General features: G+C 55.9%; 14 protein-coding genes and 1 other annotated feature. Of the genes, 5 read left to right on the top strand and 9 right to left on the bottom strand.

What is annotated here, in order from left to right:
* Nucleotides 1-138 precede the first annotated feature (138 nt).
* On the top strand, nt 139-1,815 hold the full coding sequence (gene ybaL / locus ACERJC_RS01210) for a YbaL family putative K(+) efflux transporter (protein WP_284554161.1): 1,677 nt from the start codon (nt 139-141) through the stop codon (nt 1,813-1,815).
* A gap of 119 nt (nt 1,816-1,934) precedes the next feature.
* Here ybaL and gsk read toward each other — a convergent pair whose 3' ends face one another.
* Nucleotides 1,935-3,239 carry an inosine/guanosine kinase gene (gsk, locus tag ACERJC_RS01205; protein WP_152405614.1) on the bottom strand — a complete coding sequence of 435 codons (1,305 nt, stop codon included), beginning with the start codon at nt 3,237-3,239 and terminating at the stop codon, nt 1,935-1,937.
* A gap of 141 nt (nt 3,240-3,380) precedes the next feature.
* On the opposite strand from gsk, the gene aes reads away from it, so the two are divergent.
* Complete coding sequence (aes, locus tag ACERJC_RS01200) at nt 3,381-4,352, top strand: acetyl esterase (protein ID WP_373670850.1); 972 nt, start codon at nt 3,381-3,383, stop codon at nt 4,350-4,352.
* Here the strand turns inward: aes and hemH are convergent, their stop codons facing one another.
* On the bottom strand, nt 4,353-5,315 hold the full coding sequence (hemH, locus tag ACERJC_RS01195) for a ferrochelatase (protein ID WP_152405616.1): 963 nt from the start codon (nt 5,313-5,315) through the stop codon (nt 4,353-4,355).
* A gap of 246 nt (nt 5,316-5,561) precedes the next feature.
* Nucleotides 5,562-6,206 carry an adenylate kinase gene (gene adk, locus ACERJC_RS01190; protein WP_373670849.1) on the bottom strand — a complete coding sequence of 215 codons (645 nt, stop codon included), beginning with the start codon at nt 6,204-6,206 and terminating at the stop codon, nt 5,562-5,564.
* Between adk and ACERJC_RS01185 the strand changes: the two genes are divergently transcribed.
* Complete coding sequence (locus ACERJC_RS01185; protein ID WP_373670848.1) at nt 6,196-6,435, top strand: hypothetical protein; 240 nt, start codon at nt 6,196-6,198, stop codon at nt 6,433-6,435. The two genes, adk and ACERJC_RS01185, sit on opposite strands and share 11 nt — an antisense overlap.
* A 47-nt stretch (nt 6,436-6,482) precedes the next feature.
* Here the strand turns inward: ACERJC_RS01185 and htpG are convergent, their stop codons facing one another.
* The 6 genes from htpG to ACERJC_RS01155 all read right to left on the bottom strand — a co-directional run bounded on the left by htpG (nt 6,483) and on the right by ACERJC_RS01155 (nt 12,695).
* Nucleotides 6,483-8,357, bottom strand: a complete 1,875-nt coding sequence (gene htpG / locus ACERJC_RS01180) for a molecular chaperone HtpG (RefSeq protein WP_373670847.1) — start codon at nt 8,355-8,357, stop codon at nt 6,483-6,485.
* A gap of 111 nt (nt 8,358-8,468) precedes the next feature.
* A complete protein-coding gene (gene recR, locus ACERJC_RS01175) occupies nt 8,469-9,074 on the bottom strand; it encodes a recombination mediator RecR (protein WP_152405620.1) in 606 nt (201 codons plus the stop codon).
* Nucleotides 9,074-9,403, bottom strand: coding sequence for a YbaB/EbfC family nucleoid-associated protein (locus ACERJC_RS01170; RefSeq protein WP_373670846.1), 330 nt, complete (start codon nt 9,401-9,403; stop codon nt 9,074-9,076). Before ACERJC_RS01170 ends, recR begins: the two co-directional genes overlap by 1 nt.
* Nucleotides 9,404-9,456: 53 nt before the next feature.
* Nucleotides 9,457-11,385, bottom strand: a complete 1,929-nt coding sequence (gene dnaX, locus ACERJC_RS01165) for a DNA polymerase III subunit gamma/tau (protein ID WP_373670845.1) — start codon at nt 11,383-11,385, stop codon at nt 9,457-9,459.
* Nucleotides 10,060-10,124 (bottom strand) — a sequence feature (DnaX frameshifting element). Its footprint overlaps the gene before it by 65 nt.
* Before the next feature lie 113 nt (nt 11,386-11,498).
* Entirely contained in the window at nt 11,499-12,050 is a 552-nt protein-coding gene (gene apt / locus ACERJC_RS01160; RefSeq protein ID WP_046477047.1) for an adenine phosphoribosyltransferase, read from the bottom strand.
* Nucleotides 12,051-12,317: 267 nt separating this feature from the next.
* A complete protein-coding gene (locus ACERJC_RS01155; RefSeq protein ID WP_152405622.1) occupies nt 12,318-12,695 on the bottom strand; it encodes a DUF454 family protein in 378 nt (125 codons plus the stop codon).
* A 69-nt stretch (nt 12,696-12,764) separates the two neighbouring features.
* Between ACERJC_RS01155 and priC the strand changes: the two genes are divergently transcribed.
* Both priC and rsmS read left to right on the top strand, forming a co-directional pair.
* On the top strand, nt 12,765-13,292 hold the full coding sequence (gene priC, locus ACERJC_RS01150; RefSeq protein ID WP_187696638.1) for a primosomal replication protein N'': 528 nt from the start codon (nt 12,765-12,767) through the stop codon (nt 13,290-13,292).
* A gap of 14 nt (nt 13,293-13,306) precedes the next feature.
* The gene (gene rsmS / locus ACERJC_RS01145; RefSeq protein WP_152405623.1) at nt 13,307-13,468 is read left to right on the top strand and encodes a pleiotropic regulatory protein RsmS; all 162 of its coding nucleotides are present in this window, start codon (nt 13,307-13,309) and stop codon (nt 13,466-13,468) included.
* The last annotated feature ends 9 nt before the right edge of the window (nt 13,469-13,477 follow it).

The raw sequence follows: 13,477 nt of genomic DNA, 5'->3' as shown, positions 1-13,477 counted from the left end.
TTCGTTTTCCGATCCGTGCCTTTTTCGCCTCAAATTGCAGTTTTCTTCAAAATTCAACAATTATTCATAAACATAATAATCAAAATTGTCATAAACTATTACCTGGAATTTTGGAAATCAGCTACCAAAGGAGACGGAATGCATCACGCCACCCCGCTTATCACCACCATTGTTGGCGGCCTTGTGCTCGCTTTTATACTCGGCATGCTTGCCAACAAACTGCGTATTTCTCCTCTGGTGGGATATCTGTTAGCGGGCGTTCTGGCCGGACCTTTTACCCCAGGCTTTGTGGCTGATACCAAACTTGCGCCGGAGCTTGCTGAGCTTGGCGTTATTTTGCTGATGTTCGGCGTCGGTCTGCACTTTTCACTGAAGGATCTGATGGCGGTAAAGTCGATAGCCATTCCCGGCGCGATCGCTCAGATAGCCGTGGCGACGCTGTTGGGTATGGCCCTTTCCGCCATGATGGGCTGGTCACTGATGACCGGTATCGTCTTTGGTTTATGTCTTTCAACCGCCAGTACCGTGGTGCTGTTGCGTGCGCTTGAAGAACGACAGTTGGTCGACAGTCAACGAGGGCAGATTGCCATCGGCTGGCTGATTGTTGAAGATTTGGTGATGGTGCTGACGCTGGTACTGCTGCCCGCCGTGGCCGGGATGGTGGAAAAAGGCAACGTCGGTTTCGCCTCTCTGGCGGTCGACATGGGCATTACCATTGGTAAAGTTGTCGCCTTTATTGCCATTATGATGCTGGTGGGTCGCCGTCTGGTGCCGTGGATTATGGCCCGCAGTGCGGCCACCGGCTCCCGCGAGCTGTTTACCCTTTCCGTGCTGGCACTGGCATTGGGTATCGCTTTCGGCGCCGTGGAACTGTTCGACGTCTCCTTCGCGCTGGGCGCATTCTTTGCCGGGATGGTACTGAATGAATCGGAACTGAGCCACCGTGCGGCCCACGATACCCTGCCGCTGCGCGACGCGTTTGCCGTCCTGTTCTTTGTCTCCGTCGGCATGCTGTTTGATCCGCTGATTCTGATCCAACAGCCGCTGGCCGTGCTGGCAACGCTTGCCATCATTATCTTTGGTAAGTCTGTCGCCGCCTTCTTCCTGGTGCGTCTGTTTGGTCACTCGCCGCGTACCGCGCTGACCATCGCCGCCAGCCTGGCGCAGATCGGGGAGTTCGCCTTTATTCTCGCCGGTCTGGGGATGGCGCTGAACCTGCTGCCGCAGGAAGGGCAAAATCTGGTGCTGGCGGGGGCGATTCTGTCAATTATGCTCAACCCGGTGCTGTTTGCCCTGCTGGAAAAATACCTGGCAAAAACCGAGACGCTGGAAGAACAGACGCTGGAAGAGGCCATCGAGGAAGAGAAGCAAATTCCGGTGGATATCTGCAACCATGCGCTGCTGGTCGGCTTTGGTCGCGTTGGCAGTCTGCTCGGCGAAAAACTGATGGCGGCAGGTATGCCGTTAGTGGTTATCGAAACGTCACGCACGCGCGTGGATGAGCTGCGTGAACGTGGGATCCGCGCGGTGCTGGGAAATGCTGCCAATGAAGAAATTATGGCTCTGGCGCACCTGGATTGCGCCCGCTGGCTGATCCTTACCATCCCGAACGGCTATGAGGCCGGCGAAATTGTTGCCTCTGCCCGCGAGAAGTGCCCGAATATTGAGATTATCGCCCGTGCGCATTATGACGATGAGGTGGAGTACATTACCGAACGCGGCGCCAACCAGGTGGTGATGGGCGAGCGTGAAATCGCCCGTACCATGCTGGAACTGCTGGAAACGCCGCCTGCGGGTGAAGTGGTGACGGGGTGACCGTCGTTGCATCGGCTCGTTTGCCTGATGGCGCTTCGCTTATCAGGCCTACGTGATTACACAGATAATGGTAGCAGTAGGCCGGATAAGGCGTTTACGCCGCCATCCGGCACAATGACTTAACGATCCCAGTACGACTCTTCGAGGCTATCCTCACGCTCCGGCAGCCCACGCGTCAGACGCGGGGAGTGCTGGTTCAGTACCTGATAACTCACACGATTGGCATATTTGCACACCTGGGCTAATGACGAATAGGTCAGCCAGGTGAACGTATGCTTGCTGGAATTCGGTACATTCGAACGGTGGTAGCTGTTGGCGGTAATATCGTGCAGCAGCGCCGCCAGCGCGCCGTCGCCTGCGCCGTTGGTATTCATGATCTTTTCCGGGCCGCCCATATACGGAGCGATATGAGAATAGACGCGCAACGGATTACGACAATCTTTATGACGCATGGCGCGGCTAAATTCATACTGATTGAATTCGGCAATTGCCCCCGGCAGTAGCGGATGCTGGGTTTTGCGTTTGGCTTCCTCTTCGGTAAAACCCGCCATGTACAGCCCTACCGGTCCGGCAGTACACAAGACCAGATCGACCCAGTCCAGCGCTTTGTCAGACGCCAGCAGCGGATCGTTTTCACCGGTCAACGCTTCGGCTTCTTCTTCATTCATCGCCAGAATTGAGACGTTCTCTTTCAGGAAATCCTGCCACCACTGCGGGTTATCGGCGATAACAAATTTGGTCCCGAGCGTCAGCACGACCGGCACATTGTGCTTTTTGGCATACTCAATGGCCTTCATGGTGGCTTCCGGCATCGGCTCTCCCGGCTTACAGCGCACCAGATAGGACGTCAGCACCAGCGCTGACGCCCCGGCAATCACTGATTCAGGAATGCTTTCTGCACGTAGCTGATTCATGTGCCCAGGGCTGATGGCAAAGGTACGCTCGCCGGACTCGCCAATCAGGGTAAAGCAGCGGCCAATCGGCCCGTCAACGCCCTGCAGATAGTTGAGGTCAGTACGGCTGGAGGTGTTGCACAAGTAGCGGTAGGCGTAACTGCCAATTTCAATGTTGCTGCACATTACGCCCAGCAACACCGAGCGGTCATCGGCCAGTACGGAGTAGTTGTGCATGGTGTTACCAATGGTCCCGCCGGCAAACTGATGGGTTACCAGATTGTCACGCACCAGTTCCCGATACAACGCCTCCGCCACATCATCCTCAATCACCAGTGAATGCCCGGCGCTCAGCCCATAACGTTGCACAAACGTATCATCCACTTTCGCTTCAATATCCACCAGCGTCTGGTCAATCCCCACCACCCATGCGGCGCTGGTTTCATTTTCAGTCTGGATTTGTTGCAGCAGCGGATCGCGTGCGTTGACGGGGAAATAGTGTTTGGATTTGCGTTTACCGGGAAATTTCATGACTGTTTTTACGGGTGGCTAACGGAGCGGTGAATGGTAGCACATTCCCCTTGTGACGACAGAGTTTCAATATCGGACGAACGGATCGCAGTTTCCACGGCGGAAGTTTTTACAATGAGCCGATTTCACAAGGAGCGTTTTATGAAACCGGAAAACAAACTTCCCGTACTGGCGCGCATTTCAGACGAGATGAGAGCGGTGCTGAATGTCCGACAGGACGATCTGCCGCCCTGGCCGTCCGCCGATGACGTGGCAGCCATGCGCCAACACTACATTCTTGAGCGCCGCTTCTGGAACGCGGACGCACCGCAGATGCCAACGCGTGAATGTGCCATCCCCACGCGCTGGGGAGAGGTGACAACACGCCTGTACAGCCCAGCGCCAGACAGTCAGGCAACGCTGTTCTATCTGCACGGCGGCGGTTTTATTCTCGGCAATCTGGATACCCATGACCGCATCATGCGCCTGCTGGCAAGCTATACCCGGTGCACGGTCATTGGCGTCGACTATTCGCTCTCGCCTGAAGCCCGCTTTCCGCAAGCCATAGAAGAGACCGTTGCCGCCTGTCAGTTTTTTCATCAGCAGGCGGACGACTATCAGTTGAATATGACGCGAATTGGTTTTGCCGGTGATTCCGCTGGCGCGATGCTGGCGCTCGCCAGCGCGCTGTGGCTGCGCGATAAGCACATATCCTGCGGCAACGTAGCCGGGGTGCTGTTGTGGTACGGCCTGTATGGCCTACAGGACTCGGTGAGCCGTCGGCTGATGGGCGGCGACTGGGATGGCCTCAGCCGCCGGGATTTGGAGATGTACGAAAAAGCGTATCTGCGTAATGTCGACGATCGCGAGTCGCCGTACTATTGCCTGTTTAACAACGACCTGACGCACGAAGTGCCGCCCTGCTTTATCGCCGGTGCGGAGTTTGACCCGCTGATCGACGACAGTCGTCTGCTCTTCCAGACGCTGGCGGCGCGCCAGCAGCCCTGCGAATACAAAATGTATCCCGGCACGCTGCACGCCTTTCTGCACTATTCGCGCATGATGAACGCCGCCGATGACGCATTACGCGATGGCGCACGCTTCTTTACCCAGCAGATAAACGCGCTGCGTTAGTTAGCGATACGCGGCCGTCAGTTTCAGCATCATATCGATATGTTCCGGTGCGGCATTCAGCGCCGGAATATATTCATACTTTTTGCCGCCCGCTTCGAGGAAGACTTCTTTATTCTGCACCGCAATTTCTTCCAGCGTCTCCAGGCAATCTGCCGCGAAGCCCGGACACATCACCTGAACATGCCCCGTCCCCTTCTCACCTAACATCTTCAGCGTTTCGTCAGTGTAAGGCGTCAGCCACGGCTCACGACCAAAGCGCGACTGGAAGGTCATCATCACTTTTTCCGGCGGCAGGCCGAGTGCAGAGACCAGTTCACGGGTGGTGTCGCGACAGCGCTGCGGATAGTCGTCGCCTTCGTCAGCAAAACGCTGGGGGATACCGTGATATGACAGCAGCAGTAAATCCGGTTCACCGTGTTCAGCAAACGAGGCACGCGCACTGCTCGCCAGCGCGTCGATATAGGCGCTGTCATCGGCATAATCGCGAATAAACGACAGGCCCGGAATACGGCGTTTACGTTCCAGAATCCGCGCCAGTTCATCCCAGACGGCGGCCACGGTTGAGCAGGAATATTGCGGGTACAACGGCAACACGACAATGTGATCAACGTGGTTCGCCAGCAGCTCGTCCACTGCGCTTTCCAGCGACGGCGAGCCGTAGCTCATGCCCAGCGCAACCGGCGTATCCGGTAAGCGCGCGGCAAGCGCCTGCTGCTGTTGACGGCTGTAGACCATCAGCGGCGAGCCGCCTTCCATCCAGACAGACTGATAAAGCTTTGCCACGCGCGGGGCGCGCAGCGGCAAAATAACGCCGCGCAGCAGCGGCCACCACAACACACGAGGCGTATCGACGACGCGTTTATCGCTCAAGAATTGCCGAAGATAGCGTGTTACCGCCGCCGGAGTGGGGGCATCGGGGGTCCCAAGATTAGCCAGCAGGATACCGGTTTTCGTCTGACGCATTACCGCCTCTTATCGATTCAAATTGTTGATAATTGTAGCGGAAAAGCGAGTAAGAAGAACTAATTGCTGCGAGAGGTAAGACGAGAATTTGCCTGATGGCGCTAACGATGCCGGTAGGTCGAATAAGGTGTTTACGCCGCCATCCGCCACCCATTGCTTGATGGCGCTGCGCTTATCCGGCCTACAAAGCAGGAATACAGTTGTAGGTCGGATAAGGTGCTTGCACCGCCATCCGGCAGAACGGCCTTAACCGAGGATTTTTTCCAGCGCCATGCGCACTTCAGCGACGGCCTGAGTCCCGTCAACTTTCGCGTATTGGGTGTTACCCGCGGCCGCTTCTTTCTGGTAGTAACCAATCAGCGGCGCCGTCATCTGATGGTATTCCACCAGACGTTTACGCACGGTCTCTTCCTGGTCGTCTTTACGGGTAGTCAGCTCTTCACCGGTCACATCGTCTTTACCTTCCACTTTCGGCGGGTTGAATTTGATGTGGTAAACACGGCCAGACGCAGCGTGCACGCGACGACCCACGATACGGTCAACGATCAGCTCATCCGGTACGTCGAATTCGAGAACATAATCCACCACGATGCCCGCTTCTTTCATGGCGTCAGCCTGCGGAATCGTGCGTGGAAAACCATCTAACAGAAAACCGTTACGGCAATCTTCCTGCGCGATACGCTCTTTTACCAGCGCGATCACCAGCTCATCGGTCACCAGCTTGCCGGCGTCCATGATGTCTTTCGCTTGTTTGCCCAGCTCGGAGCCAGATTTCACGGCGGCACGCAGCATATCACCGGTGGAGATTTGCGGAATACCATACTTCTCCATGATGAACTGAGCCTGAGTTCCTTTACCCGCGCCCGGAGCGCCAAGCAGAATGATACGCATTACGAAAATCCCCTTAAAGGTTGTCGATATTTTTAAAAAAGCGCTAAACGATACCACCATCACGCATTTGTCTCAAGGAAGCGGGGTAAGGCTGAAACGGTTAATGAGGGGAAAATGCGCGAAAAAAAGCCGGATGGCGGTGCAAGCACCTTATCCGGCCTACAAAAGCAAATTTAACCGTAGGCCAGATAAGCGTCAGCGCCATCCGGCATTACAAAAGCAGATTTAACCGTAGGCCGGATAAGCGTCAGCGCCATCTGGCACTACAAGCCGTTATCAGGAAACCAGCAGCTGGTTCATACGACGGATGAACTGGTTCGGATCTTCCAGCGTGCCGCGCTCGGCAAACAGTGCCTGATCCAGCAGCAGTTCAACCCACTCGTTGAACTTCGCGTCGTCCTCGGTATCCGCGGTGCGTTTCACCAGCACGTGATCCGGGTTGAGTTCAAAGATGTATTTCACTTCCGGCACGTTCTGACCCGCCGCCGCAAACAGTTTCGCCATCTGCGTGCTCATTTCGTCCGCATCGGTGGTGACAATCGCTGGCGTATCGGTCAGACGGTGCGTCAGACGCACGTCTTTCACGCGGTCGCCCAGCAGGTTTTTCACGCGCTCAACGAACGGTGTCAGCGCTTTTTCCGCTTCTTTCGCGCTTTCATCTACCTCATCGGCCAACTTGTCGATAGACTCGTCCGCTTTGGCGACGGACTGGAACGCCTTACCGTCAAACTCGGTCAGGTAGTTCATCATCCACTCGTCAATGCGATCGGAGAGCAGCAGCACTTCGATGCCTTTCTTACGCAGCAGTTCCAGGTGCGGACTGCTCTTCGCCGCCGCATAGCTGTCGGCGGTGATGTAGTAAATCTTCTCCTGCCCTTCTTTCATGCGGGAGACGTAGTCTTCCAGAGAGACTGTCTGCGCAGAAGAGTCGGTATGCGTCGACGCGAAACGCATCAGTTTGGCGATGGTTTCCTGGTTAGCGTGGTCTTCCGCCGGCCCTTCTTTCATCACCAGACCGAACTGCTGCCAGAAGGTCTGGTATTTTTCCGCATCGTCTTTCGCCAGTTTTTCCAGCATCTGCAGAACACGTTTGGTCAATGCGCTACGCAGATTGCGGGTTACCGTGCTGTCCTGCAGAATTTCACGAGAGACGTTCAGCGGCAGATCGTTAGAATCGATCAGACCGCGCACAAAGCGCAGGTAGTTCGGCATAAACTGCTCGGCGTCGTCCATGATAAAGACGCGCTGAACATACAGCTTCAGGCCGTGCTTGTGATCGCGGTTCCACATGTCCCACGGTGCCTGAGACGGGATATACAGCAGGCTGGTGTACTCCTGCTTCCCTTCCACACGGTTGTGGCTCCAGGTCAGCGGATCGGTAAAATCGTGCGCGATATGCTTGTAAAACTCGTTGTACTCGTCGTCTTTGATTTCCGACTTGTTACGGGTCCACAGCGCCTGCGCTTTGTTGATTTTCTCCCAGGAAACGACGGTTTCGCCGTCTTTCTCTTCCTGTTTTTCAATCTCAACCGGCAGCGCGATATGGTCGGAATATTTGCTGATGATGGAACGTACGCGCCAGTCATCGAGGAACTCGTCTTCCCCTTCACGCAAATGCAGCGTGATTTCCGTTCCGCGATCGTCTTTGGTGATATCGCCAACGGTGTACTCACCTTCACCCGCCGACTCCCAGAACACGCCATTTTCCGGCTTGTCGCCCGCCGCGCGGGTGCGGACGGTCACTTTATCCGCCACGATAAACGCGGAATAGAAGCCCACCCCAAACTGACCGATCAGTTGGCTGTCTTTCGCCTGATCGGATCCCATAGATTCGAGGAAAGATTTGGTCCCGGACTTCGCAATGGTCCCCAGGTGATCGATAACGTCATCACGGTTCATCCCCACGCCGTTATCGGCAATGGTCAACGTACGCTTATCTTTATCGAAGGAGACGCGCACACGCAGTTCACCGTCACCTTCATAGAGGTCCGGGTTCGACAGCGCGCGAAAACGCAGCTTGTCTGCCGCATCGGAGGCGTTAGAGATAAGCTCACGCAGGAAGATTTCTTTATTGGAATACAGAGAATGGATCATCAGATGCAGAAGCTGTTTTACCTCTGACTGAAACCCACGAGTTTCTTGTCCTTTCATGTAGATCTACCTCAACAATGCCATTTTTAATGGTAAAAAACACGTTGAGAGGGAAATGGGGACAACCGTGGGGGATTTCAAGCGGAGGTCGCGAGTGCAACCTCCGTTTGGTCAGAATTTAATCTTGTGACGTCCTGCCAGAGAATGCGACAGCGTGGTGCCGTCCACCATCTCCAGTTCACCGCCGACCGGCACGCCGTGGGCGATACGGCTGGCATCAACGCCATATTGCGCGCAGAGCTCAGCAATGTAGTTCGCCGTGGCTTCCCCTTCAACCGTCGGGTTAGTCGCGAGTATCACTTCACTGAGCTGCTCTGAAGAGAGGCGCTGCTCGAGTCTGTCGAGACCGATATCATCCGGCCCGATACCGTCGAGCGGTGACAAATGCCCCATCAGCACGAAGTAGCGCCCGGAAAACTGCCCGGTCTGCTCAATCGCGTAGATATCCGCCGGACTCTCGACCACGCAAATCTGGCCGTTTTCCCGACGACGCGGATTCGAACAAATATTGCAGACATCCTGCTCGGTGAAGGTGCGGCAATCGGCACAGTGGCCGATTTCCGACATCGCTCGGGTGAGCGCTTGCGCCAGGCGCATCCCGCCGCTGCGGTCACGCTGAAGCAGCGTAAACGCCATGCGCTGCGCCGACTTCGGGCCAACGCCCGGCAGACAGCGCAGTGCTTCCATAAGCTGAGTTAACAGCGGGCTGGTTTGCATCAGAACGGCATCTTAAAGCCTGGCGGCAGTTGCATACCGGAGGAAACAGAGGCCATCTTCTCTTTCTGGGTCTCTTCAATGCGACGGGCAGCATCGTTGAATGCGGCAGCAACCAGATCTTCCAGCATATCTTTGTCATCTTCGAGCAGGGTTGGGTCGATCTCCACACGACGGCAGTTATGCGCACCGTTGATGGTCACTTTCACCAGACCCGCGCCGGATTCACCGGTCACTTCCAGCTTGGCGATTTCTTCCTGCATCTGCTGCATTTTTTCCTGCATCTGCTGGGCCTGCTTCATCAGGTTACCCAGACCGCCTTTACCAAACATAGGCTTCTCTCTCAATCACGTTAAGGGATGACAATCATAAGCGTCGCTTACGATCAAATGGGGCGGATACTCTCTTCATCCAGATCCGCATCGAAGAATCGACGCAGGGTCTGGATGTTGTTATCCGCAACTATCGACTCGCGCGCCTGCGCAAGTTTCTCTTCATAAATCGCCTGACGCCACTCCAGCGGCGTTCGCACCGCCGGATTATCATCTTCTACGATGGTCAGTTCAACCGCTGATCCCGCAAGCGCACTCAACGCTTCCGCCAGCTTTTGCTGCGCACCGCTGGAATTCAGGTGCCGCTGACTGGAACGTAAATGCAGACAGACCGCATTACCATTTTCTTCTTTCCAGGCATTGAGCGCGACCTGCTCAACCAGTTTTGGCAGTGAAAGCTGACTCACCTGCGCCGCCCACGGGTCGCGTTCAATCGCTTCCGCCGCCAGCTTGGCGGCCAGCTCCGGCGTTTTCTCATGCTCCAGCGCTTTCTTCAGCGCCTTCGGCGTCGCCACCACCTCTTTCACTTCAACAACGGGCGTCGTCGCCTTCCAGCGATAAGCTTCTTTCTTCGCTGGCGCTTGTTCGAGTGCAGACGGCGCAGGACGAGCCTGCACGCGTTCTGATACCGAAGCCAGTCTTTCCAGCGCAGCGTTATTCACCGGCCGCGCGCGGGGTGCGGCTGCCGGTTCACTCTTTTTTGCTTTGGTTGCTCCCTGCGCACGTTGCAGTTGGTTGCGCGCCGCCAGTACCTGACTGGTGGATTCCGGCAGGGGCACTGCCGGGGTTTGCTGCGCAGGTGCTGACTGCTGTGGCACCTGCGTCGGCGTCATCACCGCCGTTGGCGCAACAGGGGCAAACGATTGTCGCGGAACCTCGGGTTCCGCAAGCGGCATACGCGGGTGAAACGCCAGCGCCCGCAATAAGGTCATTTCAACGCCCATGCGCCTGTCCGGCGCGTACGGCAGTTCTTTACGGCCAATCAGCAGCGTCTGGTAATAAAGCTGGACGTCCGCAGGCGGCACGGTGCGCGCCAGTTCACGCATGCGCACTTCAATCGCCGCCATGTCGCTGCCCAGCGCAGCAGGAGAGAGCTGAACCAACGCGATACGATGCAGCAGGCCAAGCATTTCGACCAGCAGCGCTTCCCACTCAATACCTCGCGCAGCGGCCTCGTTGACCAGCGTCATTACCCTCTCGCCGTCGGCGGCTATCACCGCTTCAACCAGCGACAGAGCCTGATCGTCATCCAGTGTGCCGAGCATCGCACTCACCGCCTGGGTGGAAACCTGACCATCACCGCTGGCAATCGCCTGATCCGTCAGACTCAGCGCATCACGCAGGCTGCCATCCGCCGCACGGGAAAGCAGTTGCAGCGCGCGCGGCTCGTGGGCGATCTGCTCTTCGTTAAGAATGTGCTCAAGCTGATGGCGGATCTGATCAACATCCAGCGCCTTGAGATGAAACTGCAGACAGCGGGACAAAATGGTCACCGGCAGCTTCTGCGGATCGGTCGTCGCCAGCAGAAATTTGACGTGTGAGGGAGGCTCCTCAAGCGTTTTGAGCAGTGCGTTAAAACTGTGGCGAGACAGCATGTGCACTTCGTCGATCAGATAGACTTTGAATCGGCCGCGCGCTGGCGCGTACTGGACGTTGTCCAGCAGATCCCGGGTATCTTCAACTTTGGTGCGCGAAGCGGCATCGATCTCAATCAGATCGACAAACCGCCCCTGCTCGATTTCACGGCAGTTATCACACACGCCGCACGGCGTGGCGGTAATGCCGGTTTCGCAATTCAGCCCCTTTGCCAGCAGACGGGCAATAGAGGTTTTACCGACACCCCGGGTACCGGAAAAAAGATATGCGTGGTGAATACGCCCTAACGACAAGCCGTTCGCCAGTGCGGTCAGCACATGTTCCTGGCCGACGACGTCAGCAAAGGTTTGTGGGCGCCATTTTCGGGCTAAAACCTGATAACTCATTGGCTGGCTCTGAAACGCTGGAAGGTGGATTCATAGGGGGGAATGCTAACACAACCTCGCCCATTCAGCGAGGTCATGTCTCTTGCTATTGCTTCAGACGTGGACAGCCTGAATCAGTGTCCCGGGAAGGGAACCAGGCTATAGCAGTTGATGCCCTGTTGCGCCAGGCGCTGTTCGCCACCGAGGTCAAACAGATTGATGATGAACGCCGCGTCGGTCACTTCGCCACCCAGGCGACGGATCAGTTTCACGGTCGCTTCAATCGTGCCGCCGGTCGCCAGCAGATCGTCAACCACCAACACTTTGTCACCCGCCTGGATCGCATCAACGTGGATTTCCAGCTGATCGGTGCCATATTCCAGTTCGTAGCTTTCAGCGATCGTTTCACGCGGCAGTTTGCGCGGTTTACGCACTGGCACAAAGCCAACGCCCAGACCCAACGCTACCGGCGCGCCAAACAGAAAGCCGCGTGCTTCGGTACCGACAACTTTGGTAATGCCTGCATTTTTGTAACGCTCAACCAGCAATTCGATGCTGAGCGCGTAAGCTTTCGGATCTTCCAGTAAGCTGGTGACATCACGGAAAAGAATGCCCGGTTTCGGGTAGTCCTGAATGCTTTTAATGCTATTTTTGAGAAACTCAAGCTGCTGTGCAGTCGCGGTCATAAGTTTGTGCCTGATTAATACGGTGTTACTTCACGGCGCACTATACACTTCATCCTTCAAGCTGCCTCTTTGTTGGCTGCCTTCATTCATCCCAGTCACTTACTGATGTAAGCTCAGAGATTCATTCAGTTACCGCCTCGATGTACCTTGAATGACAGTGTGTATATAGAATAGAAGGTCAACATTAATTTGACCCGGCGCGCCTGTGCTCGAAAACGGTCGAATTTACTGGCTACCGCCCGCAATTGCAACCGCGATTATTGCGCTTCAGTGCTTTTGTTGCTTTTCGTCAATCACCGGTATTCGCCACATAAATATCAGCAGACAGACCAGGATCACCAGCAGCAGGATCCGCACCCACCACATCGGCGTCAGCCACAGCGATATGGCGAAGGTAATGAGGATCATCACGATCGCGCGGGGCTTAACGCCAGCCGGCATGGCCTTATATTTCTGCCAGAATCGCAAATAGCTGCCAAACCACGAGCGGTAGAGTAACCAGTCATGGAAACGCGGCGATGAGCGGGCAAAACACCAGGCTGCCAGTAAGATAAACGGTGTCGTCGGCAATACAGGTAACACGACGCCCAGTGTCCCCAATACAACCGCCAGCCAACCCGTGATGATTAAAAGGATTCGTTGCATAATAAAGGCATATCGCAAACCAGAACGCTACTTTAGCATAACAGTTATCATTTTCATCGGAGTGTTAAATTGAAAACCGCCATGCTGCTGCAAAAGCTGGACGATCAGCTCGCTCTCCTGCGCCAACGCTGCGCGCCGATGGCGCAGCATGCCACACTCAGCGCCCGCTTCGATCGTCATCTTTTTCAGACCCGCAGCACCCTTATTCAGGCCTGCCTCGAAGAAGCAGAAGGCCATCTTCAGGCGTTGCGTCAGGCGGTTGAGCAGCAGCAACTACCGCAGGTTGCCTGGCTTGCGGAGCATCTGGCGTCGCAACTGGAAGCTATCTCCCGCGAAACCGCCAGTTGGTCACTCCGGGAGTGGGACAGCGCCTCGCCGGGCCTGGCACGCTGGCAGCGCAGGCGCATCCAGCATCAGGAATTTGAACGACGTTTGCAGGAAATGACCGCGCAACGCAAGGCGAGACTGGCTCAGGCCACCCGCCTGGACGAGCAACAAACGCTGCAACGCGAAGTGGAAATCTATGAAGGTCGTCTGGCGCGCTGTCGTAAGGCGCTCGACAATATTGAACGTGTTCTGGCGCGTTTAACCCGCTAATCCCTGGAGACGCTATGTCACTTGAAAACGCCCCGGACGAGGTCAAACTGGCCGTCGATTTGATTGTCCTGCTGGAAGAAAACCAGGTCGCCCCCGCCACGGTGCTGAAAGCGCTGGAAATCATAAAGCAGGATTATGAAAGGAAAATAGAACAGCTCACTTCAGCACAGAAGTGAGCTGCCTTT

Origin of the sequence: Citrobacter telavivensis, from assembly GCF_041807075.1 — a bacterium.
In the GTDB taxonomy this organism is placed as follows: Bacteria; Pseudomonadota; Gammaproteobacteria; order Enterobacterales; family Enterobacteriaceae; genus Citrobacter_A; species Citrobacter_A telavivensis.
Note: the sequence above shows the minus strand (reverse complement) of the source record. Positions and strands in the feature narration are given on the sequence as shown.